The 25,696-nt window shown below is 65.9% G+C and carries 24 protein-coding genes; 9 read left to right on the top strand and 15 right to left on the bottom strand.

The window, feature by feature from the left end:
- Positions 1-17: 17 nt before the first annotated feature.
- The gene (gene tatB, locus JIP62_RS03745) at positions 18-572 is read left to right on the top strand and encodes a Sec-independent protein translocase protein TatB (protein ID WP_201103592.1); all 555 of its coding nucleotides are present in this window, start codon (positions 18-20) and stop codon (positions 570-572) included.
- Positions 569-1,462, top strand: a complete 894-nt coding sequence (gene tatC, locus JIP62_RS03740; protein ID WP_201103591.1) for a twin-arginine translocase subunit TatC — start codon at positions 569-571, stop codon at positions 1,460-1,462. The genes tatB and tatC overlap by 4 nt, the downstream gene beginning before the upstream one ends.
- Positions 1,463-1,572: 110 nt before the next feature.
- On the opposite strand, the gene glnA is transcribed toward tatC, so the two are convergent.
- Entirely contained in the window at positions 1,573-2,982 is a 1,410-nt protein-coding gene (gene glnA / locus JIP62_RS03735) for a type I glutamate--ammonia ligase (RefSeq protein WP_201103590.1), read from the bottom strand.
- Positions 2,983-3,051: 69 nt separating this feature from the next.
- A complete protein-coding gene (locus JIP62_RS03730) occupies positions 3,052-3,390 on the bottom strand; it encodes a P-II family nitrogen regulator (protein WP_201103589.1) in 339 nt (112 codons plus the stop codon).
- Positions 3,391-3,506: 116 nt separating this feature from the next.
- On the opposite strand from JIP62_RS03730, the gene JIP62_RS03725 reads away from it, so the two are divergent.
- Positions 3,507-4,331 carry an NAD(P)H-hydrate dehydratase gene (locus JIP62_RS03725; protein WP_201103588.1) on the top strand — a complete coding sequence of 275 codons (825 nt, stop codon included), beginning with the start codon at positions 3,507-3,509 and terminating at the stop codon, positions 4,329-4,331.
- Positions 4,332-4,335: 4 nt separating this feature from the next.
- Here JIP62_RS03725 and topA read toward each other — a convergent pair whose 3' ends face one another.
- From topA to ruvX, 7 genes are all read right to left on the bottom strand, one after another.
- On the bottom strand, positions 4,336-6,978 hold the full coding sequence (gene topA / locus JIP62_RS03720) for a type I DNA topoisomerase (protein ID WP_201103587.1): 2,643 nt from the start codon (positions 6,976-6,978) through the stop codon (positions 4,336-4,338).
- 385 nt (positions 6,979-7,363) lie between these two features.
- Entirely contained in the window at positions 7,364-8,446 is a 1,083-nt protein-coding gene (gene dprA / locus JIP62_RS03715) for a DNA-processing protein DprA (protein WP_201103586.1), read from the bottom strand.
- Entirely contained in the window at positions 8,443-9,081 is a 639-nt protein-coding gene (gene plsY / locus JIP62_RS03710) for a glycerol-3-phosphate 1-O-acyltransferase PlsY (protein ID WP_201103585.1), read from the bottom strand. Before plsY ends, dprA begins: the two co-directional genes overlap by 4 nt.
- Positions 9,082-9,168: 87 nt before the next feature.
- On the bottom strand, positions 9,169-10,452 hold the full coding sequence (pyrC, locus tag JIP62_RS03705; protein WP_201103584.1) for a dihydroorotase: 1,284 nt from the start codon (positions 10,450-10,452) through the stop codon (positions 9,169-9,171).
- Entirely contained in the window at positions 10,449-11,438 is a 990-nt protein-coding gene (locus tag JIP62_RS03700; protein WP_201104541.1) for an aspartate carbamoyltransferase catalytic subunit, read from the bottom strand. The genes pyrC and JIP62_RS03700 overlap by 4 nt, the downstream gene beginning before the upstream one ends.
- A 23-nt stretch (positions 11,439-11,461) precedes the next feature.
- Entirely contained in the window at positions 11,462-12,385 is a 924-nt protein-coding gene (locus JIP62_RS03695) for an AEC family transporter (protein ID WP_201103583.1), read from the bottom strand.
- The gene (gene ruvX, locus JIP62_RS03690; RefSeq protein WP_201103582.1) at positions 12,385-12,849 is read right to left on the bottom strand and encodes a Holliday junction resolvase RuvX; all 465 of its coding nucleotides are present in this window, start codon (positions 12,847-12,849) and stop codon (positions 12,385-12,387) included. Before ruvX ends, JIP62_RS03695 begins: the two co-directional genes overlap by 1 nt.
- A 99-nt stretch (positions 12,850-12,948) precedes the next feature.
- Between ruvX and JIP62_RS03685 the strand changes: the two genes are divergently transcribed.
- The 3 genes from JIP62_RS03685 (at position 12,949) to gatA (ending at position 15,363) form a co-directional block, all read left to right on the top strand.
- Positions 12,949-13,524 carry a hypothetical protein gene (locus tag JIP62_RS03685; protein WP_201103581.1) on the top strand — a complete coding sequence of 192 codons (576 nt, stop codon included), beginning with the start codon at positions 12,949-12,951 and terminating at the stop codon, positions 13,522-13,524.
- A 71-nt stretch (positions 13,525-13,595) separates the two neighbouring features.
- Positions 13,596-13,883 carry an Asp-tRNA(Asn)/Glu-tRNA(Gln) amidotransferase subunit GatC gene (gene gatC / locus JIP62_RS03680; RefSeq protein ID WP_201103580.1) on the top strand — a complete coding sequence of 96 codons (288 nt, stop codon included), beginning with the start codon at positions 13,596-13,598 and terminating at the stop codon, positions 13,881-13,883.
- A 1-nt stretch (position 13,884) separates the two neighbouring features.
- Positions 13,885-15,363: an Asp-tRNA(Asn)/Glu-tRNA(Gln) amidotransferase subunit GatA gene (gene gatA, locus JIP62_RS03675; protein WP_201103579.1), complete on the top strand. Its 1,479-nt coding sequence runs from the start codon at positions 13,885-13,887 to the stop codon at positions 15,361-15,363.
- A gap of 49 nt (positions 15,364-15,412) precedes the next feature.
- Here the strand turns inward: gatA and JIP62_RS03670 are convergent, their stop codons facing one another.
- Entirely contained in the window at positions 15,413-15,730 is a 318-nt protein-coding gene (locus JIP62_RS03670) for a hypothetical protein (protein WP_201103578.1), read from the bottom strand.
- Positions 15,731-15,829: 99 nt separating this feature from the next.
- On the opposite strand from JIP62_RS03670, the gene gatB reads away from it, so the two are divergent.
- On the top strand, positions 15,830-17,332 hold the full coding sequence (gatB, locus tag JIP62_RS03665; protein WP_201103577.1) for an Asp-tRNA(Asn)/Glu-tRNA(Gln) amidotransferase subunit GatB: 1,503 nt from the start codon (positions 15,830-15,832) through the stop codon (positions 17,330-17,332).
- Between the two features lie 9 nt (positions 17,333-17,341).
- Here gatB and JIP62_RS03660 read toward each other — a convergent pair whose 3' ends face one another.
- Positions 17,342-18,097, bottom strand: a complete 756-nt coding sequence (locus JIP62_RS03660; protein WP_201103576.1) for a pseudouridine synthase — start codon at positions 18,095-18,097, stop codon at positions 17,342-17,344.
- A gap of 14 nt (positions 18,098-18,111) precedes the next feature.
- Positions 18,112-18,747 (bottom strand): DUF938 domain-containing protein, encoded by a 636-nt coding sequence (locus tag JIP62_RS03655; RefSeq protein ID WP_201103575.1) that lies wholly within the window; start codon positions 18,745-18,747, stop codon positions 18,112-18,114.
- Positions 18,748-18,949: 202 nt separating this feature from the next.
- Here JIP62_RS03655 and JIP62_RS03650 point away from each other — a divergent pair, with 202 nt between their 5' ends.
- Together JIP62_RS03650 and JIP62_RS03645 are read left to right on the top strand one after the other, a co-directional pair.
- Positions 18,950-20,794: a phosphoenolpyruvate carboxykinase (GTP) gene (locus JIP62_RS03650; protein ID WP_201103574.1), complete on the top strand. Its 1,845-nt coding sequence runs from the start codon at positions 18,950-18,952 to the stop codon at positions 20,792-20,794.
- A 60-nt stretch (positions 20,795-20,854) separates the two neighbouring features.
- The gene (locus tag JIP62_RS03645; RefSeq protein WP_201103573.1) at positions 20,855-21,904 is read left to right on the top strand and encodes an NAD(P)/FAD-dependent oxidoreductase; all 1,050 of its coding nucleotides are present in this window, start codon (positions 20,855-20,857) and stop codon (positions 21,902-21,904) included.
- Here JIP62_RS03645 and JIP62_RS03640 read toward each other — a convergent pair.
- From JIP62_RS03640 to JIP62_RS03630, 3 genes are all read right to left on the bottom strand, one after another.
- Positions 21,874-23,004: a DNA cytosine methyltransferase gene (locus JIP62_RS03640; protein ID WP_230974849.1), complete on the bottom strand. Its 1,131-nt coding sequence runs from the start codon at positions 23,002-23,004 to the stop codon at positions 21,874-21,876. The genes JIP62_RS03645 and JIP62_RS03640 overlap by 31 nt on opposite strands.
- A gap of 25 nt (positions 23,005-23,029) precedes the next feature.
- A complete protein-coding gene (locus JIP62_RS03635) occupies positions 23,030-23,410 on the bottom strand; it encodes a hypothetical protein (protein WP_201103571.1) in 381 nt (126 codons plus the stop codon).
- Between the two features lie 99 nt (positions 23,411-23,509).
- Positions 23,510-25,519 (bottom strand): acetyl-CoA carboxylase biotin carboxylase subunit, encoded by a 2,010-nt coding sequence (locus JIP62_RS03630; RefSeq protein WP_201103570.1) that lies wholly within the window; start codon positions 25,517-25,519, stop codon positions 23,510-23,512.
- Positions 25,520-25,696: the final 177 nt, after the last annotated feature.

Genomic DNA, 25,696 nt, shown 5'->3' with positions numbered 1-25,696 from the left:
GCGAGAGACCCTGACGCATGGGCGGTCTTGGGCCCGGTATCGGGGGCTTGGAAATTTTGGTGATTGGCCTGGTGGCCCTGCTTGTGGTGGGGCCCAGGGACCTGCCCTTGCTCATGCGCAAGGTCGGTCAGTTCATGGCCAAGGCCAGGGGCATGGCCAATGAATTCCGCGCCAGCTTCGACGAGATGGCCCGCCAGTCCGAGCTGGACGAGCTTCGCAAGGAAGTCGACGCCCTGCGCCGCGGTCAGGGCATCCACCCTCTGGGCGAAGAGGCGACCGCTGCCTTTCGCGACATCAATCGCGACCTGAACGCGCCGCTGAACGCGCCCGTGGCCTCGCCTCCGGCCCAGGCCCTGATTGCAGGGCCCGAAGAATGGCCCGACACACCGGCCATGACGCCGATTGCGCCGGTCGAACCAGTGGCGGAGCCCGTGGCCGAGACCAAGCCGGAACCGAAACCTCGGGCACGCAAGGCAACGGCGGCAAAGGCTGCGACTTCCGACAAGCCGGCGACGCCCAAGTCCCCCGCCAAGCCTCGCAAACCCCGCGCCAAACAATGGCCTGACGCATGAGCCGCACCGACGACGATCACGCCGAGATCGAGGCCTCGCGCGCGCCGCTGATGGATCACCTGATCGAGCTGCGCGGGCGGCTTGTGGTGTGCGTGGTGGCCTTCGCCGTCGCCTTCATCTTCAGCTTCTATTTTGCCGCGCCGCTGCAGATCTTCCTGATCAAGCCCTTTCAGGCGGCGGCGGCTCTGCATGCCGTGGCCCAGGCGAACGGGGGGCATGGCGGCAATCCCCTGGACCTGATCGCTGTCACCCTGGGTCTCATGCCGGTGCCCGAGGGTGGGCAGTCCACGGTCGAGTTGATCGCTACCGCGCCGCTGGAACAGCTTTTCACCAAGATGAAGATTGCCGGGTTCGGTGCCGTCGTGCTGGCCTTTCCGGTTCTGGCCTGGCAGCTCTACCGGTTCGTGGCCCCAGGCCTCTATCGGAACGAGCGCGGCGCCTTCCTGCCGTTCCTTTTTGCCTCGCCGGTTCTGTTCTGCCTGGGCGGTGCCCTGGTCTATTTCGTCATGCTGCCGTTCGTCATGTGGTTCTCGCTGAGCCAGCAGATCTCGGCGGATGGGATCACGGTCGCGCTGATGACCAAGATTTCCGAGTATCTGAACCTGGTCACCTCGCTGATGCTGGCCTTCGGCCTGTGCTTCCAGTTGCCGGTGATCACGACCCTTCTGGGCATGGCCGGTATCATCAGCTCAAAGGCCATGGCCGAGGGGCGCCGCTATGCCATCGTGGCCGTTGTGGTGGTGGCCGCCGTCGTGACCCCACCCGATCCGCTCAGCCAGATCATGCTCGCTGTGCCCCTGGTGCTGCTCTACGAGATCAGCATCTGGTGCGTCCGCATCATCGAACTGCGCCGACGCAAGGAAGACGCCGGCGAGGGTCTGACTGTCTGATGACAGCCGGAAGCCGGTCGGGCTCGGTGTCCGGCCAATGTGACAGCCAAAGAAAAAGGCCGGACGATCGCTCGTCCGGCCTTTCCTTTGTCAGCCTGTGATCCGTGGGATCAGCAGCTGTAGTACATGTCGAATTCCACCGGATGGGGGTGGAGTTGCAGGCGCTGGACCTCTTCCATCTTCAGCTCGATGTAGCTGTCGATGAAGTCGTCATCCATGACGCCGCCCTTCTTGAGGAAGGCGCGGTCCTTATCGAGGCTCTCGAGCGCTTCTTTCAGGCTGCCGCAGACCTCGGGGATGCTGCCGCGCTCTTCGGGCGGCAAGTCATACAGGTTCTTGTCGGCGGGTGCGCCCGGATCGATCCGGTTCTCGATCCCGTCCAGACCGGCCATCAGCAGGGCCACGAAGGTCAGATAGGGATTGCCCATCGGGTCCGGGAAGCGGGCTTCCAGACGCTTGGCCTTAGGCGAGGACACCCACGGAATCCGGATCGAGGCCGACCGGTTGCGCGACGAATAGGCCAGCTTCACAGGCGCTTCATAGCCGGGCACCAGGCGCTTGTAGGAGTTGGTCGTGGAGTTCGAGAAGGCGTTGATGGCCTTGGCGTGTTTGATGATGCCGCCGATGTACCACAGGCACATGTCCGACAGACCCGCATATTTGTCGCCGGCGAACAGGGGCTTGCCGTCCTTCCAGATCGACTGGTGCACGTGCATGCCGCTGCCGTTGTCGCCGAACATCGGCTTGGCCATGAAGGTTGCCGACTTGCCGTAGGCGGCGGCGACGTTGTGGATCACATACTTATACAGCTGCAGACGGTCGGCCATGGTCAGCAGGTCGCTGAACTTCAGACCCAGCTCATGCTGGGCCGGGGCGACTTCGTGGTGGTGCTTTTCGGGATCGAGGCCGAGGTCGCGCATGACGCCCAGCATTTCACCCCGCAGGTCCTGGCCGGAATCGACCGGGTTCACCGGGAAATAGCCGCCCTTGGGTCCGGGGCGGTGCCCCATGTTGCCTTCCGAATATTCGGAACCGGTATTGGCCGGCAGCTCGATCGAGTCATAGCTGTAGCCGGTGTTGTGCGGCTGGGTGTTCCAGCGGACGTCGTCGAAGATGAAGAACTCGGCTTCGGGGCCGAAATAGACGGCATCGCCGACCCCCGAAGACTGCACATAGGCCAGGGCCTTCTTGGCCATGGAGCGGCTGTCGCGATTGTAGGGCTCGCCCGTGTCCGGATTGATGATGTCGCAGAACAGGAACAGCGTCGTCTGCTGATAGAAGGGATCGATATAGGCGCGCGACAGATCCGGCTTCAGCAGCATGTCGCTTTCGTTGATCGCCTTCCAGCCGGCGATCGACGAGCCGTCGAACATCGTGCCTTCGTTCAGGAAGTCCTCGTCCACCAGGTCGATGTCGAAGGTGACGTGCTGAAGCCGACCCTTGGTGTCGGTAAACCGGACATCGACGTATTTTACGTCCTTGTCCTTGATCTCTTTCAGGATCTTATCTGCGCTGCTCATTCTCGACGTCCTGTTTCTTATGGGGAGGAGGTAGTGGCCCGGGCTGTTTCCAACGCGGACAGTGTGCGGTCAGACGGCCTGTGAGCCGGTTTCTCCGGTTCGGATGCGGATCACATCGATGACATCGCTGACAAAGATCTTGCCGTCCCCGATCTTGCCGGTCCGGGCCGCAGCCTGGATGGCCTCGATGACGGCGGGCACCATGTCGTCGGCAACCACCAGCTCGATCTTGATCTTGGGCAGGAAGTCGATGACGTATTCTGCACCCCGATAAAGTTCGGAATGACCCTTTTGTCGGCCGTATCCCTTGGCCTCGAGCACGGTCATGCCCTGGACCCCGACGTCCTGTAGGGCTTCCTTCACTTCATCCAGCTTGAAGGGCTTGATGATGGCTTCGATCTTCTTCATGGCGACCCCGAGGCGGCCTTCAAGGCTGCTGCACGCACGGCTGCTAAAGGGACATTGCATCGCAGCATAACGCAAGCGTCTTTTCATCTTTGTCGTCGTTCGGGAACGAAGCTGTCATGAAATCCGCGATCCAGCCGCCGGCGTGGAAGGCTTTGCTGCCATGGCCTGGGCCCGAGGCGCACAAGCACGCACGGGGCCGGCTCGGCGTGGTGTGCGGCCCCCCGAACCGGACGGGTGCGGCACGGCTGGCCGCGCGTGCGGGCCTCAGGGTCGGCGCCGGAGTGGTGACGCTGCTTTGTCCGCCCGCCTCCGCCCCCATCGTCGCGCCGGCGGTCGAGGCGGTCATGGTGCATCCGTTCGAGGGACCTCAAGCTCTGGTCGAGGCCAGCCAGGCCATGAATGCAGTGGTCATCGGCCCGGCTGCAGGCCTGGACCAGGCCACGATCGAAAATGTCAGGGCCTTGGCGCGGACCAAGGCGGCCTTGGTGGTCGATGCGGATGCGCTCAGCATTTTCGAGGGACGCAGCCAGGACCTGTTCGATCTGCTGGACACACAGGACGTGCTGACCCCGCACGAAGGCGAGTTCCAGCGGCTGTTTCCTGGCCTGCTGGATGCAGGGCGGGAAGCTGCGGCGCTCCGGGCTGCGCGCACAGCAGGCTGTATCGTGGTGCTGAAGGGGCGCGAGACGCTCATCGCCGGGCCGGACGGCCGGATACACAGCAACGACAACGGCAGTCCGTGGCTGGCCACCGCAGGGACTGGCGACGTCCTGGCAGGGATCATCGGTGGCCTGATCGCCCAGGGCATGGCCAGTGTGGATGCCGCGACGGCCGCCGCCTGGATTCATGCCGAAGCGGCGCGCGGCTTTGGGCCCGGCCTGATCGCCGAGGACCTGCCCGATCGTCTGCCTGCCGTCCTGTCCGGGCTTTATCCCGGCTGAAGCGTCAGTCGGCGGCCGGTTTGGCCTTGGCAGCGGCCTTGGTCTTGGCAGGGGCCTTCTTTGCCGCCGTAGCCTTGGGTGCAGCCTTCTTGGCGGCCGGCTTCTTGGCAGGTGCCTTCTTGGCCGCCGCCTTCTTGCCCGGCGACGCCAGGGCCTTGGCGGCCAGCAGCGGCAGGGCCGCCTCCATCGTCAGGTCTTCGGGCACCGTGCCGCGTGGCAGGGTGGCATTGACCTTGCCCGACTTCACATAGGGACCAAAGCGACCGGCCATCACATGAACCGGCTCGCCGGTCTCGGGGTGGGCCCCCAGATCCTTGAGCGGCGCGGCGGCCGCCCCGCGTCCGGCAAACTTGCCCGCCCGCTTTTCGGCCAGGAGCACCACGGCGCGGTTCAGCCCGACTTCGAACACCTCATCGATGTCGGCGACATTGGCATAGGTTCCGGCGTGCAGGACAAAGGGCCCATAACGGCCAAGACCGGCCGTGATCGGCTTGCCGTCCTCCGGGTGTATGCCAACCTCTCGGGGCAGGGCCAGCAGCCTCAGGGCCTGGTCCAGCGTCAGCGACGCGGCGCTCCAGCCCTTGGGTAGGGAAGAGCGCCTCGGCTTCTCCTCATCGGGAGCCGCGGTTTCGACATAGGGCCCAAATCGGCCGATCTTCAGGTGGACAGGCTGGCCGGTCGCCGGATCCACGCCCAGCTCGCGATCGGTGCCGGTTTCCGCCTCGACCGCGCCGCCGCCGAAGCCCCGGGTATAGCGACACTCCGGATAGTTCGAGCAGCCGATGAAGGAGGACTTCATCTTGAAGCTGGCCTTGAGGTGGAGCCGTCCCGTGCCGCAGACGGGGCACTGGCGGGGGTCGGTTCCGTCGTCCTTGGGCTGGAACAGGAAGGGCCCGATGGCCTCGTCCAGTTCGTCTATGACCCCCTGGCGGGCGATGACGGTATCGGTGGCAGGCTTCAGCTGCTTCCAGAAGTCGCGCAGCAGCACCTTCCAGTCGAGATCCCCTGCCGAGACCTCGTCCAGCTGGGTCTCCAGGGCGGCAGTGAAGTCGTACTCCACCCACTGGCCAAAGAACTGTTCCAGGAAGGCGGTGACCAGCCGTCCGGTGTCCTCGGGGATGAAGCGGCTCTTGTCCATGCGGACATACTGACGATCGCGCAGCGTCGTCAGGATCGAGGCATAGGTCGAGGGCCGACCGATCCCCAGCTCTTCCAGCTTCTTGACCAGGGTGGCTTCGGAATAGCGGGGCGGGGGCTCGGTGAAATGCTGGTCGGTGCGAACGGCCTCGACCTTGGCGCGCGCGCCTTCCTTGAGTGTGGGAAGACGGGTCGATGAGTCCTCCTCGTCCTCGGCGGCACCTTTCTGGCGTTCGTCCCGGCCCTCCTCATAGACAGCCAGGAAGCCGTCGAAGGTGACCACCTGTCCGGTGGCGCGCAGGCCGGTCTGACCGTCGGAGGATTCGATCTCGACGGTCGTGCGGTCCATCCGGGCCGACTCCATCTGGGAGGCCACCATCCGCTTCCAGATCAGCTCATAGAGCCGCTGAAGGTCGCTCTCCAGCCGCAGACTGTCGGGATGGCGGGCGATATTGGTCGGCCGAATCGCCTCGTGCGCCTCCTGGGCATTCTTGGCCTTCGACTTGTAGTAGCGCGGTGTCTCGGGGACGAAGGGAGCGCCAAACCGTTCAGCGATGACCTCGCGTGCCTGGGCGATGCCTTCGGGCGTCGTCTGGACGCCGTCGGTTCGCATATAGGTGATCAGGCCGCCGGTCTCGTCGACGCCCTCATACAGTTTCTGTGCGGCGCGCATGGTCCGCTGGGCATCAAAGCCCAGTTTGCGCGACGCCTCCTGTTGCAGGGTCGAGGTGGTGAAGGGCGGCGCCGGGCTGCGCTTGGTCGGCTTCTTTTCGACCGAGGTGATCGTGAACTCGCCCGACTGGATGGCATCCCGCGCCGCAAAGGCGACGGCCTGGCTGGGAATGTCCAGGCGCTGGATCCGCTTGCCCTGGTGCTTGACCAGCCGGGTGGTGAAGGGGGGGCTGTCGGCAACCAGATCGGCCTCGACCGACCAGTATTCCTGCGCGCGGAACCGTTCGATCTCCAACTCGCGATCGACGACGATCCGCAGGGCGACCGACTGGACCCGCCCCGCCGAACGTGCGCCCGGCAGCTTGCGCCACAGGACCGGCGACAGCGTGAAACCGACCAGATAGTCCAGTGCGCGGCGCGCCAGATAGGCTTCGACCAGTTCCATATCCAGCTGACGCGGGGCCGCCATGGCCTCCAGCACCGCGGACTTGGTGATGGCGTTGAAGGTGACGCGTTGGACCTCAGTGTCTTTGAGAGCTCTTTTCTTGGTCAGTATGTCCAAGACGTGCCAGCTGATGGCCTCCCCTTCGCGGTCGGGGTCGGTGGCCAGAATGACGCGATCGGCGCGCTTGGCAGCCTCGGCCAGTTCGCCCATTCGTTTTGAGGCCTTGGGATCGATCTCCCATTCCATGGAGAAGTCATCGTCCGGCTTCACCGAGCCGTCCTTGGACGGCAGGTCACGAACGTGGCCGTAAGAGGCCAGGACCTCATAGTCCGAGCCGAGGTATTTGTTGATGGTCTTGGCCTTGGCCGGGCTTTCGACAATGACGAGGTTCATGGAGTCCGGCTTGTTGGCGATATCGGCGTCGGGAGGATGCCGGGGGTCTCGGGAAGGGGCGCGAACGTGGGTCGCCGCGCCGCCCGTGTCAATCGTGCCCTGCTCGGTCGGCGTATCTCAGGTTGTTTAGGGGCTTGATGCGCTCATTAAAGTTGTGTCCTATGAGCGCGAGGCTGATGCGAAGAGGCAGTGATGCAGGATTTTGTGACCCAGGTTCGAACCGAGGCATCCGGCGGGACATCCAGGGACACGCTTGCCGACTATCCCATGCGCGAATACGTCGCCGCCATGGCTGCGGAACTGGCAACAATGGCGCGCTGGGACGGTGACGAAGCGCTTGCCTCCATTCTGGATCTGGCTTCAGCAAAGGCCATGCAGCGGCCCGTCACGCCGATACCAGCCCCCCAGGAAGCAGTGTCGCTCGCTCGGCCAGACTGAGCTCCAGCAGGGCCGCCGCTACCGTCGACACCGGAAGGCCAAGCGCTCGCGCCAGTTCATCGCGTGGAGTGGGCACGGGCGAAAGGAGCGCCGCGATCCGGTCCAGGACCGCGTCGTCGATATCGTCCGGCGCACCGTCGAAGGCGTGATCCTCGACCGGCTCGCGCAGGGTCCTCAGCGTGGAAAAGGCCCGTTCCACATCTTCCAGGCCCTCGCAGAGAATCGCCCCTTGTCGGAGCAGGTCATTGGGACCGCGCGATCGGGGATCCAGCGGCGAGCCAGGCACGGCAAAGACGTCGCGCCCCTGTTCATTGGCCAGACGGGCCGTGATCAGTGAGCCTGAGCGCAGTTCGGCCTCGACCACGATCACGCCCCGCGACAAGCCCGAGATGATGCGGTTGCGCCGGGGAAAGTCGCGCGCCTGTGCCCGCGCACCCATCGGGCTTTCCGACACCACACAGCCCTGGGCCACGATGCGGCGATAAAGCTCGGCATGCTCTGCGGGATAGATGTCGTCCACGCCGCCACCCAGAACCGCGACCGTGCCGGTTTCCAGCGCGCCTTCGTGGGCGGCCCCATCGACCCCGCGCGCCAGGCCGGAAACGACCACATAACCGGCCTGTCCCAACTGCTGCGCCAGCCCCCTCGCGATCCGCAGCCCGCCCGCCGAGGCGATCCGTGCCCCGACCATGGCGATGCAGGGGCGCGACAACAGGGCAGCGTCGCCCCGTGCCCAGAGCACAGGCGGCGCAGGATCGAGCTGAGACAGCAGCGCGGGAAAGTCGGGATCGCCCAGCACCAGCAGCCGCGCACCCGCCGCCTCGCCAGCCGCCAGCTCAGCCTCAATGCGGTCACGCGGTGCCAGCGCATAGGTGCCGCCACCCCGGCCGATCAGTTGGGGCAGGTGGTCCAGAGCGCGAACTGCCGATCCGAAGCGCAGAATCAGCTGACCGAAGGTGACGGGCCCGATCCCCTCCGTGCGGGCCAGCCGCAGCCGGGCGAAACGCTCGGACTGCGACGGGTTGCTCACGCCGCTTTCGCGCCGATACGGGGTTCCGTCCCCTTCAGCAGACGCGCGATATTGGCCGCGTGGCGGACATAGATCAGCAGGGCCGTGAAAAGGGCCAGCAGGATGATCGGTGTGGAGGCCGGCAGACCCAGCATCGTCAGAGGCAACAGGGCCAGCAACGGGGCCGCCGCTGCCGCCGTCAGGGCCGACAGGGACGAAATGCGGAACAGAAAGGCTGTCAGGATCCAGATGGCACCGGCCATCAGACCGAGCGGCCACAGGGCGGCGATCAGCAGACCAAAGAAGGTCGCCACGCCCTTGCCCCCCTTGAAGCCCAGCCACACCGGAAACAGGTGGCCGATGAAGGCCGAGGCCCCGGCGATGGCTCCGGCTGCCTCGCTGCCGAACAGCCAGCGGGCGATCAGCAGCGCCACCGCGCCCTTGCCGGCGTCCAGCACCAGGGTCGCCAACGCCAGGTCCTTGCGGCCCGTCCGCAGGACATTGGTCGCGCCGATGTTGCCCGATCCGATCGCGCGGACATCGCCGGCCCCTGCCGCTCGCGTGATAATGACGCCGAACGGGATCGAGCCCAGCAGATAGCCCGCCAAGGCCACGAGGCCGAGTGTGCCAAGCGTGGCGCCTGCCAGATCCTCCACCGTGATTCGCTCCTGATAAGACGTGTCTTCACGATGCGGCCAGCCGAAGGCCGGGGCAAGGGAGGTGATCGGCTAAACTGCCGGAATTCAGGCAGCGAATACCTGTCGTCCGCCAACCCATGTGCCGAGGACGCGGCCCTGTAGTCGTCGCCCGTCGAAGGGCGAGTTCTTGGACTTGGACCGCAGCATTGCCGCATCGATCACGATGGGGGCGTCGGGATCGAACAGCATCAGGTCCGCCGGTGCACCCGGTTCCAGGACGCCGCTGTCCAAACCCATGAGGGTGGCGGGCCCGCTGGTCAGCGGCCGCAGAATGTCCAGCAGGTCCAGGCCATCCTGATGATGCAGCGTCAGGGCGGCGGGCAGCAGGGTCTCCAGGCCGACGGCGCCGGGTGCGGATTCGGCGAAGGGGCGGCGCTTGTCCTCGGCCGGGGCCGGAGCATGGGCGGAAGTGACGGCCTCGATCAAACCGTCACGGATCGCCTCGATCAGGGCCTGCCGATCGCCTTCGGCCCGCAGCGGCGGGTCCAGGCGATAGAAGGTGCGATAGTCGCCGATATCGAGCTCGTTGAAGCACAGGTGGTTGATCGACACGCTGGCCGCGACCTCCAGTCCCTTGGCCCGCGCCCGCGCCAGACAGGCCAGGGCCCCCTCGGTCGAGATCTGATCGACCAGGAACCGCGCACCGGTCTGTTCGACCAGGGCCAGGTCGCGCTCCAGCTGGATCCGTTCGGCGATGGCTGGCGCACCCGACAGTCCCAGCCGTGTCGACAGCTCGCCCGAGGTCGCCACCGCCCCTTCGCTCAGCCACGGGTCGGCCGGACGACAGGCGATCAGGGCGTTGAACGCCCCGGCATAGCTCATGACCCGCATCAGGGTGCGGGTGTTGGCGATAACCCTGTCGCCATCGGTGAAGTAAAGGGCCCCCGCCTCATGCATCAGGCCGATTTCGGCCATGCGCTGACCGTCACGGCCCTGCGTTGCCGCGCCGGCGGCATAAACGTTCACCAGGTTCAGGGCCGCGCCGCGCCGGTGGATGAAATCAACCATGGCCGGATCGTCGACCGCCGGATCGGTGTCGGGCTGGATGACGATGGTGGTCACGCCTCCGGCGGCGGCCGAAAGGCTGGCGGACTTCAGCGTTTCTTTGGGCTCGGCACCCGGCTCTCCGGTCTTGACGCGGATGTCGATCAGTCCGGGTGACAGGCAGGCACCTTGGGCATCGATGATCTGAAGGCCCTCGGGGCGCTGATAGGCGGTGCCCCGCACGACCTCGGCGATGCGTCCGTCCTGAACCAGCACTGCGCCTGGCCCGTCGTGATCGCTGGACGGATCCAGAAGACGCGCATTGACGATGGCAAAGGCGGTCATCGGACAGCCCCATCGTTCCGCAGGGACAGGGCCGCCAGCACGGCCATGCGTGCGGCCACGCCCATCTCCACCTGGTCCTGGATCAGCGACACGCTCAGATCGTCGGCGACGTCGGAATCAATCTCGACCCCCCGGTTCATCGGCCCTGGGTGCATGACCCGCGCCCCCGGCTTGGCCCAGGCCAGTTTCTCGCGGTCCAGGCCCCAGAAGCGGAAATACTCTCGCGTCGACGGCACCAGGTCCCCGGCCATCCGCTCCAGCTGCAGGCGCAGCATCATGACCACGTCGCAGCCCTCGAGCCCCTCGCGCATGTCGTGAAAGACCTCGCAGCCCCAGCGGTCGGCGTCGCCGGGGACCAGCGTCGGCGGGCCGATCAGGCGGACCCGCGCCCCCATCATCGACAAGAGGGCGACGTTCGACCGCGCCACCCGGCTGTGGGCGATGTCACCACAGATGGCGATCGTCAGTCCGCCGACGTCGCCGAATGCCCGGCGCAGGCTCAAGAGGTCCAGCAGGGCCTGGGTCGGATGTTCGTGCCGTCCGTCCCCGGCGTTGACGACGGCGCAGCCGACCTTCTGGGACAACAGGTCTGCCGCGCCCGAGGCGGAATGCCGGATCACCAGCACGTCGGGCTTCATGGCGTTCAGCGTCACGGCGGTGTCGATCAGCGTCTCTCCCTTGGACACCGAAGAGGCCGTTACCGGCATGGTCACGACATCGGCCCCCAGCCGCTTGGCCGCGATTTCGAATGATGAACTGGTCCGCGTCGAGTTCTCGAAGAACAGATTCACCACCGTCCGGCCGGCCATCAGGTCCAGCGTCGGGCGTCCGTCCATGGCGCGGTTATGCGCGACGAATTCATCCGCCAGGTCCAGCAGGGCCAGGGCTGCGGGCGGGTTCAGATCGCCCGCTGACAGGAAGTGGGGTCTGGGGAACGGGACCAGCCGTTCCTTGATTCGATCGGCGAGGTCGGTGGTCTGGCTCATCGAGGCCCGGCTATAGGCGCGGTTCAAGCCAGATGGAATAGCGCCAGCAGGATCGGAATGCTTGCAGCACTGCCGACGGTGGTCAGGGCGACCACGCCGGCCATCAGGGGCGCATCCCCACCCATCTGCCGCGCCAGCATATAGCTGGCCGCTGCACCGGGGGCCGCACCACACAGCAGGGCGATGCCCTGGGCGGTGGCATCGCCGCCATAAAGGACACACAGCCCCCACATCACGGGTGGTGTGACGACCAATTTGACAACTGAGACGGCCCCCACTGTCCAGCGCCGCCGCGCCACCTCAGCGAAGCTGAGCCCGGCTCCGGCCACGATCAGACCCAGCGGCAGGGCCGCCGCACCGATCAGTTCCAGCGTGTCGGACAGGCCGGGAAGCCGCGGCACGCGCGCAAAGTTCAGTGCCAGACCCACCAGGCAGGCGATCAGGATCGGATTGGACAGAATGGCCCCGATCAGCGACAGCGGCGACATCGTCCGCTGGTCCGCGCCCCATCGTACCAGGACGATGACGCACAGGACGTTGGTCACCGGGATCATCGCGGCGATCACCACCGCCGCCAGGGCCAGGCCGTCGGGGCCATAGACCGCCTGGATGACCGGCAGGAAGACAAAGCTGTTCCAGCGGATCACCCCCTGGAACACACTGGTATAGGACGGGCCCTCAAGCCGTATCAGCGGCTTGGCCAGGAGCGTGATGGCCGAGATGATCAGCACCGTTGTCACGGCCGCCGCGCCGGCGGCCCCCGCACCGCCGCCGGAAATGTCGGCGTGCCAGATCGCCGGGATCAGGAAACCGGGATAGAGCAGATTGATCGAGAGCTTCTCGATCGGCCGCCAGGTGGCATCGGGCAGGAAGTCCGATTTCCTGAGGCCATAGCCGATGGCGATCAGCACAAAAACCGGCACGATCCCGGCGAACAGACCGGCCATCAGGGACGAAGGCGATCCAGCGCGCCCTGCAGGATCCAGGCAGCGGCCGTGCGATCGATGACGCCTGCCCGTCTCTTGCGGTTCAGGTCCAGGTCTTCGATCAGAAAGCGCTCGACGGCACTGGTCGACAGCCGCTCGTCCTGAAAGGCGACGTTGACCGGGCGGATGCGGTCCAGGTTGCGGGCAAAGGCGCGGCACGACTGGGCCCGCGGGCCCTCGGACCCATCCATGTTCAGGGGAAGGCCCACGATCAGGGCGGAAACCTTGCGCTCGTCCATCAGCCGGAACAGCGCCTGGGCGTCGTCGGTGAATTTCGTCTTGCGGATCAGCGTCAGCGGACTGGCGATCATCCGACTGGTGTCCGACGCAGCCACGCCGATGGTCTTTTCGCCCAGGTCCAGCCCCAGCCAGGCGGTTCCGGGCGGGCAGGCGGCAGGCAGGTCGGTCAGGTCAAGAACGGGCACGCCGCGTCGGTTAGGCCGACCGGGCCCATCCGTCAAAGCCTGTTGTCGCGTCCGGGTTTCCGGCGCAGGTTCCGACGTGTTCGCAAGGGAGCCACCGCCATGACGCCTCGCCTTCTGATCCTGTCCGGTCTCGCTGCGGCCATGGCGCTGGCGGGGTGCGATCGGATCGACGCGGCCTATGCCGCCTTCAATGACCCTCCCAAGGCGGTAGAGCCCGTGGAAGCCACCCCGGTGACGCCACCCGCGCCGACACCGACCGGCCCCGTCCAGCCTCTGAATCCGACCGGTCGCGGCCTGCCGGTCAAGGCCCTGCCCGAACCGATGTTGCAGATTTCAGCTTCGGTCACCGAAGTGGCGCCTCTGGTTTTGCAGGGCGAGCGGACGGTCAAGCTGTTCGGCACGGCAGGCGGCGATCCGGCCATGAACGGCCTCTATACCTACATCGCCTTCTTCCGCAGTCCGGCGGACGGCTGGTGGGTGTTCCAGCTGGGCGACTTCCTCAGTTTCACGGTCCTGAACGAGGTGCCGGGACAGGTGGACGTCGAGGTCGAGGAAAGCGTCATGGACCTCGATACCGGCACGATCGGATCGCGCAAGCGCCGCATCATCATCGCCTTCCCGGTGGATCAGGGCCCCGACGCGCCGCCGAATGTGCGCTTCATGCCCGCTGCCTGACGCGTGATCCTTGTGAATCCGGGCCTGTGCCGTTAGTCACCGCCTCTCGCATTTGACTATCGGAGGGCCGCATGGCCATCGACGCCGCGACGGTGCGCAAGGTCGCCCACCTCGCCCGGATCAAGACCCCTGACGACCGGCTGGAGCCCCTGGCGGGCGAGCTGAACGGTATCCTGGCCTGGATCGACCAGCTCAGCGAAGTCGATGTGGAAGGTGTTGAGCCCATGACCTCGAATGTGGCCCAGGTCCTGCGCCTGCGTGACGACGTCGTCACCGATGGCGGCAAGGTCGCCGACGTCCTGGCCAATGCCCCGCGATCCGCCGACGGTTTCTTCGTCGTGCCCAAGGTGGTGGAATAGGATGACCGACCTCACCCAACTGACACTCAAGGCCGCCGTCGACGGCCTGAAGGCCAAGGCTTTTTCGTCCGAAGAGATCACCCGCGCCTTCCTGACCAACATCGAGGCCGCCAATCCGGTTCTGAACGCCTATGTCGAGGTGACGGCCGACAAGGCGATCGACATGGCTCGCGCGTCCGATGCGCGGCTGCAGGCCGGGCAGGGCGGCGTGCTGGAAGGCGCGCCCCTGGGCATCAAGGACCTGTTCTGCACTGAGGGCGTCCAGACGGCCGCCGGGTCCAACATGCTGCGGGGCTTCGTGCCGCCTTATGAGTCCACCGTCACCGCCAATCTGTGGCGCGACGGCGCAGTGATGCTGGGCAAGCTGAACATGGACGAGTTCGCCATGGGCTCGTCGAACGAGACCTCGGCGTTTGGTCCGGTGGTTAATCCCTGGAAATCAAACAGCTCCAACGCTGAGCTGACGCCGGGCGGCAGCTCCGGCGGTTCGGCCTCGGCGGTCGCGGCGGACCTTTGTCTGGCGGCTACGGCCTCGGACACCGGCGGGTCCATCCGGCAACCGGCAGCCTTTACCGGCACCGTCGGGATCAAGCCGACCTATGGCCGGGCCAGCCGCTATGGCATGGTGGCCTTCGCCAGTTCGCTGGATCAGGCCGGGCCGATCGCGCGCACCGTCGAGGATGCGGCCCTGCTGCTGACCTCCATGTGCTCGTTCGATCCCAAGGATTCGACCAGCCTGGACATCCCCACGCCCGATTGGTCCGCCTCGGTCGGACGCTCGGTCAAGGGCCTGCGGATCGGTGTGCCGTCCGAATATGTCGTCGACGGCATGCCCGACGCGATCCAGAAGCTGTGGGCCGACGGCATGGACTGGCTGAAGGATGCCGGGTGCGAGATCGTGCCCATCAGCCTGCCGCACACCAAATACGCCCTGCCGACCTATTACATCGTCGCCCCGGCGGAGGCCTCGTCCAACCTGGCCCGTTATGACGGCATGCGCTTCGGCCATCGCGCCGAGGGGACCGCGTCGCTCACGGACCTCTATGAGAGCAGCCGTGCCGAGGGGTTCGGCAATGAGGTCAAGCGCCGCCTGATCATCGGGGCCTATGTGCTGTCGGCCGGATTCTACGACGCCTATTACGTCCGTGCGCTGAAGGTCCGTCGCCGCATCGCCGAGGATTTCGACCGTGTCTGGGACCAGGTGGACGCCATCCTGACGCCGTCCACGCCGTCGGCGGCCTTTGCCCTGGGCGACAAGCAGATCGACCCGCTGCAGATGTATCTGAACGACATCTTCACCGTCACCGCCAACCTGGCGGGCCTGCCCGGCATCTCGGTGCCCGCCGGCGTCGATGCCAACGGCCTGCCCCTGGGGCTCCAGGTCATCGGCAAGGCCCTGGACGAGGCCACCGTCTTCCAGGTGGCCGGCGCCCTGGAAAAAGCCGCCGGCGCCGTCGGCCGACCGGAGCGGTGGTGGTAGAACCCTCGGGCCGCTAGTGCCCTCTCCCGACGGGAGAGGGCGGCCATGGTCACTCCGCCGGAAGCGCCTTGATGTCGGCGTCGATGGCTTCGATGATTTCAGCGGTCACGGCACCCTGCGAGTAGGGCATGACCTGATCCAGCGTCATGTCCTGGAACTGCGGCAGGGCCGGGTGCTGGGAAATCCCCGGCAGGTGCTTTTCCATAATGGCGGCGGTGTCGGGATCGGCCAGCAGGTCGGCGATGGAATCGTCGACGGTGGGGTTGGGCGCGGCGGCCGTGGCGGAAATCTCGGCCAGGGCGGTGGTGCCGATCAGAGAAGCCGAAGCCAGGGCGACGGCGGCGAGGGCGGCGGTAAATTTGGACATAGTCGGCTCCGATGAATACCAGCGTCAGATGATCCTGTTTTCGTGACGCGCTCAAGACATGAACTTTCATCCCGCCGCGGCGGGCGCTAAAGACCGATCATGACCGACACCACCCGCAGCAAACTGATCCAGGGCCGCACCGGAGCCTGGGAAATCGTCATGGGGCTGGAGATCCACGCCCAGGTCGCCTCGCGTGCCAAGCTGTTCTCCGGCGCGGCCGTCGGCTTTGGGGCTGGACCGAACGAGCAGGTCTCGTTGGTGGATGCCGGCTTTCCCGGCATGCTGCCGACGCTGAACGGCCACTGCGTCGAACAGGCGGTCAAGACCGGGCTGGGCCTGAAGGCGAAGATCAACCGGCGCAGCCAGTTCGATCGCAAGAACTATTTCTATCCCGACCTGCCGACCGGCTATCAGATCAGCCAGCTGTATTTTCCCATCGTCGGCGAGGGCGTTGTCGAGGTCGAGGCCGAGGACGGCAGCTTCTTCAACGTCGGCATCGAGCGGCTGCACCTGGAACAGGATGCGGGCAAGCTGATCCACGATCTGTCGCCCAGCGAATCCTATGTCGATCTGAACCGGGCGGGCACGGCCCTGATGGAGATCGTCTCCAAGCCGGACATCCGTTCGCCCGAGGAAGCGGTCGCCTATGTGAAGAAAATCCGGACCATCCTGATCTATCTGGGCACCTGCGACGGCGACATGGAAAAGGGCAATCTGCGCGCCGACGTCAACGTCTCGGTCTGCCGCGAGGGCCAGTACGCCAAGTTCAAGGAAACCGGCGACTTCAGCCATCTGGGCACGCGCTGCGAGATCAAGAATGTGAACTCGTTCCGCTTCATCAGCCAGGCCATCAACTATGAGGCCCGTCGCCAGATCGAGATCCTGGAGGACGGCGGCCAGGTCGTGCAGGAGACCCGCCTGTACGATCCCACGGCTGGCGAGACCCGCTCGATGCGATCCAAGGAAGAGGCGAACGATTACCGCTACTTCCCCGATCCTGATCTTCTGCCGCTTGAACTGGAGCAGGCCTGGATCGACGAGATCAAGGCCCATCTGCCCGAGTTGCCGGACGAGAAGCGCCGACGCCTGATGTCGCAGTACGGCCTGTCACAGTACGACGCCGTCGTCCTGATCTCGGAACAGGCCAAGGCCGACTATTTCGAGGAAGCGGCCAAGGGCCGCGACGCCAAGCTGGTCGCCAACTGGGTCACCAATGAACTGTCCGCGCGCCTCGCGGCGGACGGCAAGGATTTCTCGCAAAGCCCGCTGCCGGCCGCTCATGTCGCTGAGCTGGTGGCCCTGATCGAGGAAGAGGTCATTTCCTCCAAGATTGCCAAGGAAGTGTTCGACCACGTCTGGGCCAGCGAGGGCTCGCCCCGTCAGGTGGTCGAGGCACGCGGCCTGGTTCAGGTCAACGACACCGGCGCGATCGAACAGGCCGTGGACGAGATCATCGCGGCAAACCCGGACAAGGCCGCTGCCGTCGCTGAAAAGCCCCAGGCCATCGGCTGGTTCGTCGGCCAGGTCATGAAGGCCACCGGCGGCAAGGCCAACCCGGCCTCGGTCAATGCCATCCTGAAAGCCAAGCTGGGTCTGGAATAGGCGACCGGATCACCCGATCAGGGCCGCCCGTTCTTCTGCGGTCAGCATCCGCCAGCGGCCTTCGGGCAGGTTGTCCAGCTTCAGCGGGCCGATGCGGATGCGGATCAGGTCGACGACCTCCAGGTCCAGCATTTCGCACATGCGCCGGATCTGACGGTTCCGACCTTCGCGAAGGATGAATTTCAGCCTGAAGGATTCCATGCGCGAAACCCGCGCAGGCTTTAGCTGCCGTCCATCCAGACGCAGGCCGTAACGCAGCAGCTTCAGCTTGTTCTCGGTAATGTCCCCGTTCACCCGGACCAGATATTCCTTGTCCAGGTTCGACTCCGGTCCGATGACGGCCTTGGCGACCACGCCGTCGGACGAGAGCAGCAGCAGGCCACGCGAATCCTCATCCAGCCGACCGATCGGGGGCAGGGAGGCGTTGGGTGCCGGTACCTCACCTTCGCCGATGCGATTCTGAAGCGTCAGCAGGCGTACCGCCGGGATCTTGTCGGGTTCCGGCTGGCCGGAGACATAGCCCACGGGCTTGTGGATCATGAGGGTGACCCCGGCGGCCAGGGCCTTGGCGGCCTGGTCGGACAGGGTCAGGGTCTGGCCCGGTGCGATCTTGCGCCCCGCGTCGGTCACGACTTCGCCGTCGATGGAGACCTGTCCCTCGGCGATCAGGGCGTCGGCCTCGCGCCGCGACGACAGCCCGGCCTGGCCCATGAATTTGTTCAGTCGGACCGGCTCGGATCCGTCGTGGGTGCGCGACAGGGACATGGGCCGGTCTTAACTCACGCCCGCCTAAATAACAGGACGATGTTGTTCGCCGGCATGGCGATCCGCAGCGTCAGGTGCAGGCCGTGCGCCCGGGCCTCGGACACCACGGCATCGCGATCACGCAATCCCCATGAGGGGTCGCGGGCCTTCAGCGCGCTGTCGAAGCTCTCGTTGGAGGGGGCTGTCTCGATATCGGCCTCGCGATATGGACCATACAGCATCAGCAACCCGCCGGGATTGCTCAGCAGCCGCCCGGCACCGGCCATCAGCCCTTCCGTCGCCGACCAGGGGCTGATGTGGATCATGTTGATACAGACGATGGCGTTCAGGGGTGCCTGTGGCCAGGTCTCGGCCCGCTCGACATCCAGCGCGAGCGGTTCGGCAAGATTGGCCAGGCCGGTGCGCGCTTTCCATGCTCTCAGACTGGCTCGCGCTTCTGGATCCGGATCGCTGGGAATCCAGTGCACATCGGGAAGTGCGGCAGCGAAGGTGGCGGCATGCAGCCCCGTGCCGGACGCGATCTCCAGCACCGGTCCCCGTGCCGGAAGGTGAGCCTTCAGGATGTCCAGAATCGCCTGGGCATTCCGCTGCGCTGCCGGTGACGACAGGGCTCCGTCTTCCAAACGGTTGGTCGAGTCCATGGTCTGCATGCCGAAGCGATATCGGACACCCGGCCCTCCTGCGACCGGAAAATGCGCGACCCTTTCGACTGTCCCGCCCACCAGAGGTCGAAACTTGCCGAGGTTGACGCGGCGGCGACTTGGGTGTCTTTCGCCTGAAACAAAGCGTGATAACGCGCATCACGGCTACGGCGGCGTCAGATCGCCGGGTCGACGTTCAGGAGCGTAACCAGTGACCCCATCGATCCCCGGCCTTCATCCGGCCCCGACCAATCACGCCCGGCTCGTGGCCTGGGTTGAGCAGATTGCATCCCTGACCCGCCCTGCACGCGTCCACTGGTGCGACGGCTCCGAAGCGGAAAAACAGGCCATCATCGCCAACCTGATCGGGAAGGGGACTTTGCGCGAACTGGATCAGACCAAGCGGCCTGGATGTTATTACGCCGCCTCCGATCCCCGTGACGTCGCCCGTGTGGAAAGCCGCACCTTCATCTGTTCGGCGGATCAGGCGGACGCCGGACCTACCAACAACTGGTCCGATCCGGTCGAGATGCGCGCCCGGCTGGATGGTCTGTTCGACGGCTGCATGGCCGGGCGGACCATGTATGTGGTGCCCTTCTCGATGGGGCCGCTCGGCTCGCCCATCAGCGCCCTGGGCGTCGAGATCACCGACAGCGGCTATGTCGCCGTGTCCATGGGCACCATGACCCGGATGGGTCAGCCGGCACTGGAGGTGCTGGGTGATGACGGCGTCTTCGTGCCTGCGGTCCACACCCTGGGTGCTCCGCTGGCGGAGGGTCAGGCCGACGTGCCCTGGCCGTGCAACGACGACAAATGGATCGTGCACTTCCCCGAAACGCGCGAGATCTGGTCCTATGGCTCCGGCTATGGCGGCAACGCCCTGTTGGGCAAGAAATGCTATGCGCTGCGCATCGCCTCGGTCATGGCCCGCGACGAGGGCTGGCTGGCCGAGCATATGCTGATCCTGAAGCTGACCGACCCGAAGGGCCGCGCCAAATATGTCGCCGCCGCCTTCCCCTCGGCCTGCGGCAAGACCAATCTGGCCATGCTCCAGCCGACCATCCCCGGCTGGAAGGCCGAGACGGTGGGCGATGACATCGCCTGGATGCGCTTTGGCGACGATGGCCGACTTTACGCCGTGAACCCGGAGGCCGGCTTCTTCGGCGTGGCTCCCGGCACAAGCCGCAACACCAATCACAACGCGCTGGAAACCCTGGCCACCAACACCGTCTTCACCAACACCGCCCTGACCGAGGATGGCGACGTCTGGTGGGAAGGCCTGACGAAACAGGCCCCTGCCAACCTGACCAACTGGAAGGGCAAGCCTCACGATCCGGCCTCGGGTGAGCCCGCCGCCCACCCCAATGCCCGTTTCGCCGCTCCGGCTCATCAGTGCCCGACCATCGCGCCGGAGTGGGAGGATCCCAAGGGCGTGCCGATCGATGCCATCCTGTTCGGCGGACGCCGCGCCAGTGCCGTGCCTCTGGTGACCGAGGCCTTCGACTGGGAGCACGGGGTCTTCATGGGCTCGACGGTGGCGTCCGAAGGCACAGCGGCGGCCGAGAACAAGCTGGGCGAGCTGCGCCGCGATCCTTTCGCCATGCTGCCCTTCTGCGGCTACAACATGGGGGACTATTTCGCGCACTGGCTGGCTCTGGGCGACAAGGCGGACGCGGCCAAGCTGCCGCGCCTGTATTTCGTCAACTGGTTCCGCAAGGGCCAGGACGGCCAGTTTGTCTGGCCCGGCTTCGGCGACAATGCCCGCGTCCTGAAGTGGATCGCCGAGCGCCTGGATGGCGAGGCCGAGGCGGTCGATACGCCTGTTGGCCGTGTGCCGACCCGGGCCTCGCTGGACTTGTCAGGACTGGACCTGTCCGAGGCCGCCCTTTCAACCCTGTTGGACGTCGATGCAGAGGTCTGGGCCGAGGAAGCGGCGCTGATCCCGGACTTCTATGCCCGGTTCGGCGACCGTCTGCCGGCCCGGCTGTGGGCCCAGCAGGCCGCGCTGGTTCAGCGTCTGGAAGACCAGCGCACGGCAGCCATCGCGGCGGAATAGGCGAACCGGCAGGCGTCACAGCCCTTGCAATCTGACGGCGGGGGGACGATCAGACCCCCCGTGTCTTCCTCTGCTGATGTCATCGTTGTCGGCGCCGGTGTGCTGGGTCTCTGCACCGCTGCGACCCTGGCGAGGCGCGGACTGACCGCCACCGTCATCGATCCGGGCGGGACCAACGCATCATCCGTGGCCGCCGGCATGATCGCTCCGGCGTTCGAGACTCTGGCGGATGGCGACGACCCTGAACGCGCACGCCTGTTTCTGGGCGCGCGCGAGGCCTGGCCGGATTTCGCCGCGCGATTTGGATTGCCGCTGTATCGAGAGGGGGCCGCCTGGTCCGGCCCGGACGCGGCGCCTATCGCAGGCCGCCTGACGGCTCTGGGATTTGCGGCAGACGCAGATAATGACGCGGCCTTTACCCCCGACGACTGGCGGACGGATCCGGTGGCGGCTCTGGCTGCGCTCAGGGCCGTCGGAGGGGTCACGTCGGTCCAGGCCATGGTCAAGGCGATCGCGCCCTGCTCACAGAACTGGCAGGTCACGTTGCAAGACGACAGGACCCTGTCCGCAGGTCATCTGGTCATCGCTGCGGGGGCCGGGGTCGCCGCCCTTGATCTGCCGCCTTCCGTCAGGGCCTTGGCGGGCGTGGTCACGCCGATCCGGGGGCAGATCGGATTTCTCGCCGGTGCCTCGAACGATCGGACGGTCCGGGGACCGCATGGCTACATCGCCCCGGCGACAGGGGGCCGGGTGATCGGCGCGACGATGGAGCCGGGACGAACCGACCTGGATCCCGATGAGGAGGGCGGCCTGGCCCTCGTTCGGGCCAATACGGGCTCCGCGGTGCCAGGGGCGCAGGCGGTCACCTGGAGAGTCGGTATTCGTGGCGCGACGCCGGATGGACTTCCCCTGATCGGATCTGCGGGGCTGCCCGGCCTTTGGTTGGCCCTGGCACCTCGCCGCAATGGCTGGCTGCTGGGTCCTCTGGCCGGTGCGATCCTAGCCGATGCGGTCCAGGGGCAGCCGCCGGGCCCGCAGGCCGCCGCCTTCGATCCCGCCCGTTTCCTGACCGGGGGGCGTCAGGCGGCCTCACGCGAAGACAGCGACTGATCCAGGATCGGCTCGAAGATGTGCCGGGCCAGATGCCTCACGACCGGCACGACCACTCCGTCTCCTGTCAGGTGATAGGCCCTGTGGGTTCCCCGCGGCAGACGATAGCTGTCGTCCAGCCCCATCAGGCGCGCTGTCTCGCGCGGCGAAATCAGTCGCGACTGGATCACTCCGTCGTTGATCATCAACAGCGACTGACGGCTGGATCCTCCCGACGGAGTCCGCAGGCAGCCGGCCAGGCCGTCAAAACGCACCTCGGCCCTCTGAACCCTTCCGCCCCGTCCGTCCGCGCGTGTGCGTCGAAAGACGCTGCCGACATGACGCCCGCCCAAATCCTGGGCCTGGGCAATGCGGGCGCGGTGCAGGGGCGACATCAGCTCCAGCAAGGTCTGGGTCTGCGCCGGCGTATGCCATGCCGTATCGTCGATCATGTCGGCCAGGGTCGTGTCGCGACGCGTGGGAACGGGCAGGGCCCACCAGAAGGCCCGCCTGGCCACCTCTGCCGGCAGCTCCGCAATCGAGCGGCTGAGGGCTGGGCTAAGAAACGCAGCGACGGGCTCGCTGGCCATCAGGCTGCTCGGCACGCCCACGTCATCGCGAACCCCGATGATGAACAACCTGGGCCGCGACTGCGGTACGAACAGGGCCGCGTCGATCACCATCGCCCCGAACCGGTATCCGGCCTCGGCAAAGGTGCGGCAGATGGCGACGAAATCCTGACCCCCTCGCGATGTCAGGGTGCCACAGACATTTTCGATGGCGACGATCCGGGGACCGCGCCCCAGGTCGCCCAGTGCCGTCATCAGGCTCCAGAAGGCATGGAAGGTGCCAGACCGCTCGCCGCCCAGACCCCGTCCCCGGCCGGCCAGGGACAGGTCCTGACAGGGAAAGGATGCCCATGCCAGATCAGCGGCCTCCGGCAGATCGTCCGGCTTCAGTGCGCGGACATCGCCGACATGCAGCCCATTGGCTCCCCAGTTGTCGCGATAGGTTGCAGCCTTGCCCGCATCGATGTCGTTGGCGAACCGGCAGGTCCAGCCGCCCCCAAGGCCCGCCCGCACCATGCCCCCGCCGGCAAAGAACTCATGAAAGGCGTACACAGCCAGTGCGGTCAGAAACCCAGGGTCACTCGTTGGCGCTGCCCATGGTGCCGAAGGCGGCGCGGAACTTGCCATCCTGTATCTGGCCGATGCCCCAGGTCATGGTCGCGCCGCCGCTGAACACGACGGAATACATCTCCACCGGGCCTTCCGGCGTGGCCTCGGTGCCGAGATAGGTCATGGTCTCGATCTCGCCCAGGCTGTTCAGACCGGACGCCATGGCGTCGATCTGTCCCTGACAGGCGGCCAGCAGCTCATCGGCCATAAGATCGGCGGGGCAGGTGCCAGCCGCCGCCTCGGTCAGCATCCGCGTCAGGGCCGGCGCATATTGCCCATCCTGAGCCGAGGCCGAAAACGCCGTCAGACCGGCCATGGCCACGCCAGCGAGCAAAAGAGAAATACGCATGATCTGATCCCGAGAAACCCAAGACCCGACGATGCAGCACCCGGGCAGGGCGGGCAATGCGGGCGAGATTAAATCGCGGTCATGCGCGGGAGGAGGGCTTCAGCCGAACTCCACCAGCACATCGTCGGCCGCGACCGGATCACCGGCCTTTGCGCTGACGGCCTTCACCACGCCATCGCGCTCTGCCTTCAGGATGTTCTGCATCTTCATGGCTTCGATGATGGCGACGGTCTCGCCCGTCTTGACCTCCTGGCCCACCGTCACGGGGATGGCGACCACCAGGCCAGGCATGGGGGACTGGATCAGCTTCGAGGTGTCGGCCGCCACCTTGATCGGCAGCCGCGCATGCAGCTCGGCCAGGCGTGGGCTCAAGACGCGGACCCGGGCCCGGACGGCGCGGTGGCGGATGTCGAAGCCGTCTGCGACGCGCTTGACCTCGGCGGTAAACGGCTCGTCGTCCAGCACAGCCTTGAACTGGGCCAGGCCGGGCCGCCAGTCGATCTGGCTGAGGCTGAGCGCGCGGTCCTCTCCGACCAGATCCAGCGTCAGCGCCTCCTCATCGTCGTAAGACAGGCTGATGCCGTGCGGTTCGCCCTTCTCATTGCCCTGGGCGATCAGGACGATCCATTCCGTGCGATCGGACGGGTCGCCAGCGGCCTCCGTCAGCACCTCGTTCATGGCGGCGGCCGTGGCGATCAGGATGTCGGTCTGACGCCGGTCGGGGCTCAATCCATGGAAGCCGTCGGGAAACTCGTCCTTGATGTAGCTGGTCGCCAGCTTGCCCGACTTGAATCGGTCCTGGTCCATCACCGCGGCCAGGAACGGCACATTGTGACCGACGCCGTTCAGGTGGGTGTCCTCCAGCGCGCGCGCCATGCCTTCGACCGCGCCCGCCCGCGTCGGAGCCCAGGCGCACAGCTTGGAGATCATCGGGTCATAGAACATGCTGATCTCGTCGCCCTCGCGGACGCCGGAATCGTTACGCACCACATAGGGGCCGGTGGGCGAATGATGCTCGCCTTCCTCCGGCTGTTCATACCGCACCAGTCGTCCGATCGAGGGCAGGAAGCCGCGGTAGGGGTCCTCGGCATAGATGCGGCTCTCGATGGCCCAGCCGTCGATCTTCAGATCGTCCTGGCCGAAGGCCATCCGCTCGCCAGCGGCGCTGCGGATCATCTGTTCGACCAGATCGACGCCGGTGATCAGTTCGGTCACCGGGTGCTCGACCTGCAGCCGGGTGTTCATCTCCAGGAAGTAGAAGCTGCGGTCCTGGCCCGCCACGAACTCGACGGTGCCCGCCGAGTCGTAGTTGACGGCCCGGGCCAGGGCCACGGCCTGATCGCCCATTGCCTTGCGGGTCGCGTCATCTAGCAAGGGGGAGGGGGCCTCTTCGATGACCTTTTGATTGCGGCGCTGGATCGAACATTCGCGATCGAACAGGCTGACGATATTGCCGTGCTTGTCGCCCAGCACCTGAATTTCGATATGGCGGGGGTCGACGATGAATTTTTCCAGGAAGACACGATCGTCACCGAACGCAGTCAGGGCCTCGGCCTTCACGGCCGCGAAGCCCTCGGCCATATCGTCGTCGGAGTGGGCCACGCGGATGCCCTTGCCGCCGCCTCCGGCCGAGGCCTTGATCATGACCGGATAGCCAATCTCGTTGGCGATTTGGACCGCGTGGTCGGTTGTCTCGATCAGTCCCATGTGCCCTGGCACGGTGGACACACCGGCCTCGGCGGCGAATTTCTTGGAGGTGATCTTGTCGCCCATCGCCTCGATCGCGTGCGGATTGGGGCCGATGAAGGTGATTCCTTCCGCCTCCAGCCTTCGGGCGAAGACGGGGTTCTCCGACAGGAAGCCAAACCCGGGGTGCACCGCCTCTGCGCCCGAACGCCGCACCGCTTCGACGATCTTGTCCTGAACCAGATAGGACTGCGCAGCGGGCGACGGGCCGATATGGATGGTCTCGTCCGCCATCTCATAGGCCAGCGACCCGGTGTCGGCATCGGAATGGACCAGCACGGTGCTGATGCCCATCCTGCGCGCAGTCTTGATGATGCGGACGGCGATTTCGCCACGGTTCGCGATCAGGATCTTTGAGAACATGTGTGTCGGGTCCGAAGGCCAGGCATTGAAACATTTGTGATCGGCCTGCCCCGATTAGGACGCGTTCACCGGGGAGTAAACCGGCACGCAGTTCACCGGAACGGCGTTCGGGCTTGGCAATCCCGCCGCTGATCGGCTTTAACTGACGCTCACCACCCGAAACGACGGCCCGGAGTT

Source organism: Brevundimonas vitisensis (genome assembly GCF_016656965.1).
GTDB lineage: Bacteria > Pseudomonadota > Alphaproteobacteria > Caulobacterales > Caulobacteraceae > Brevundimonas > Brevundimonas vitisensis.
The sequence above is the reverse complement of the archived record's forward strand: the minus strand, read 5'-3'. Positions and strand labels throughout refer to the sequence as shown.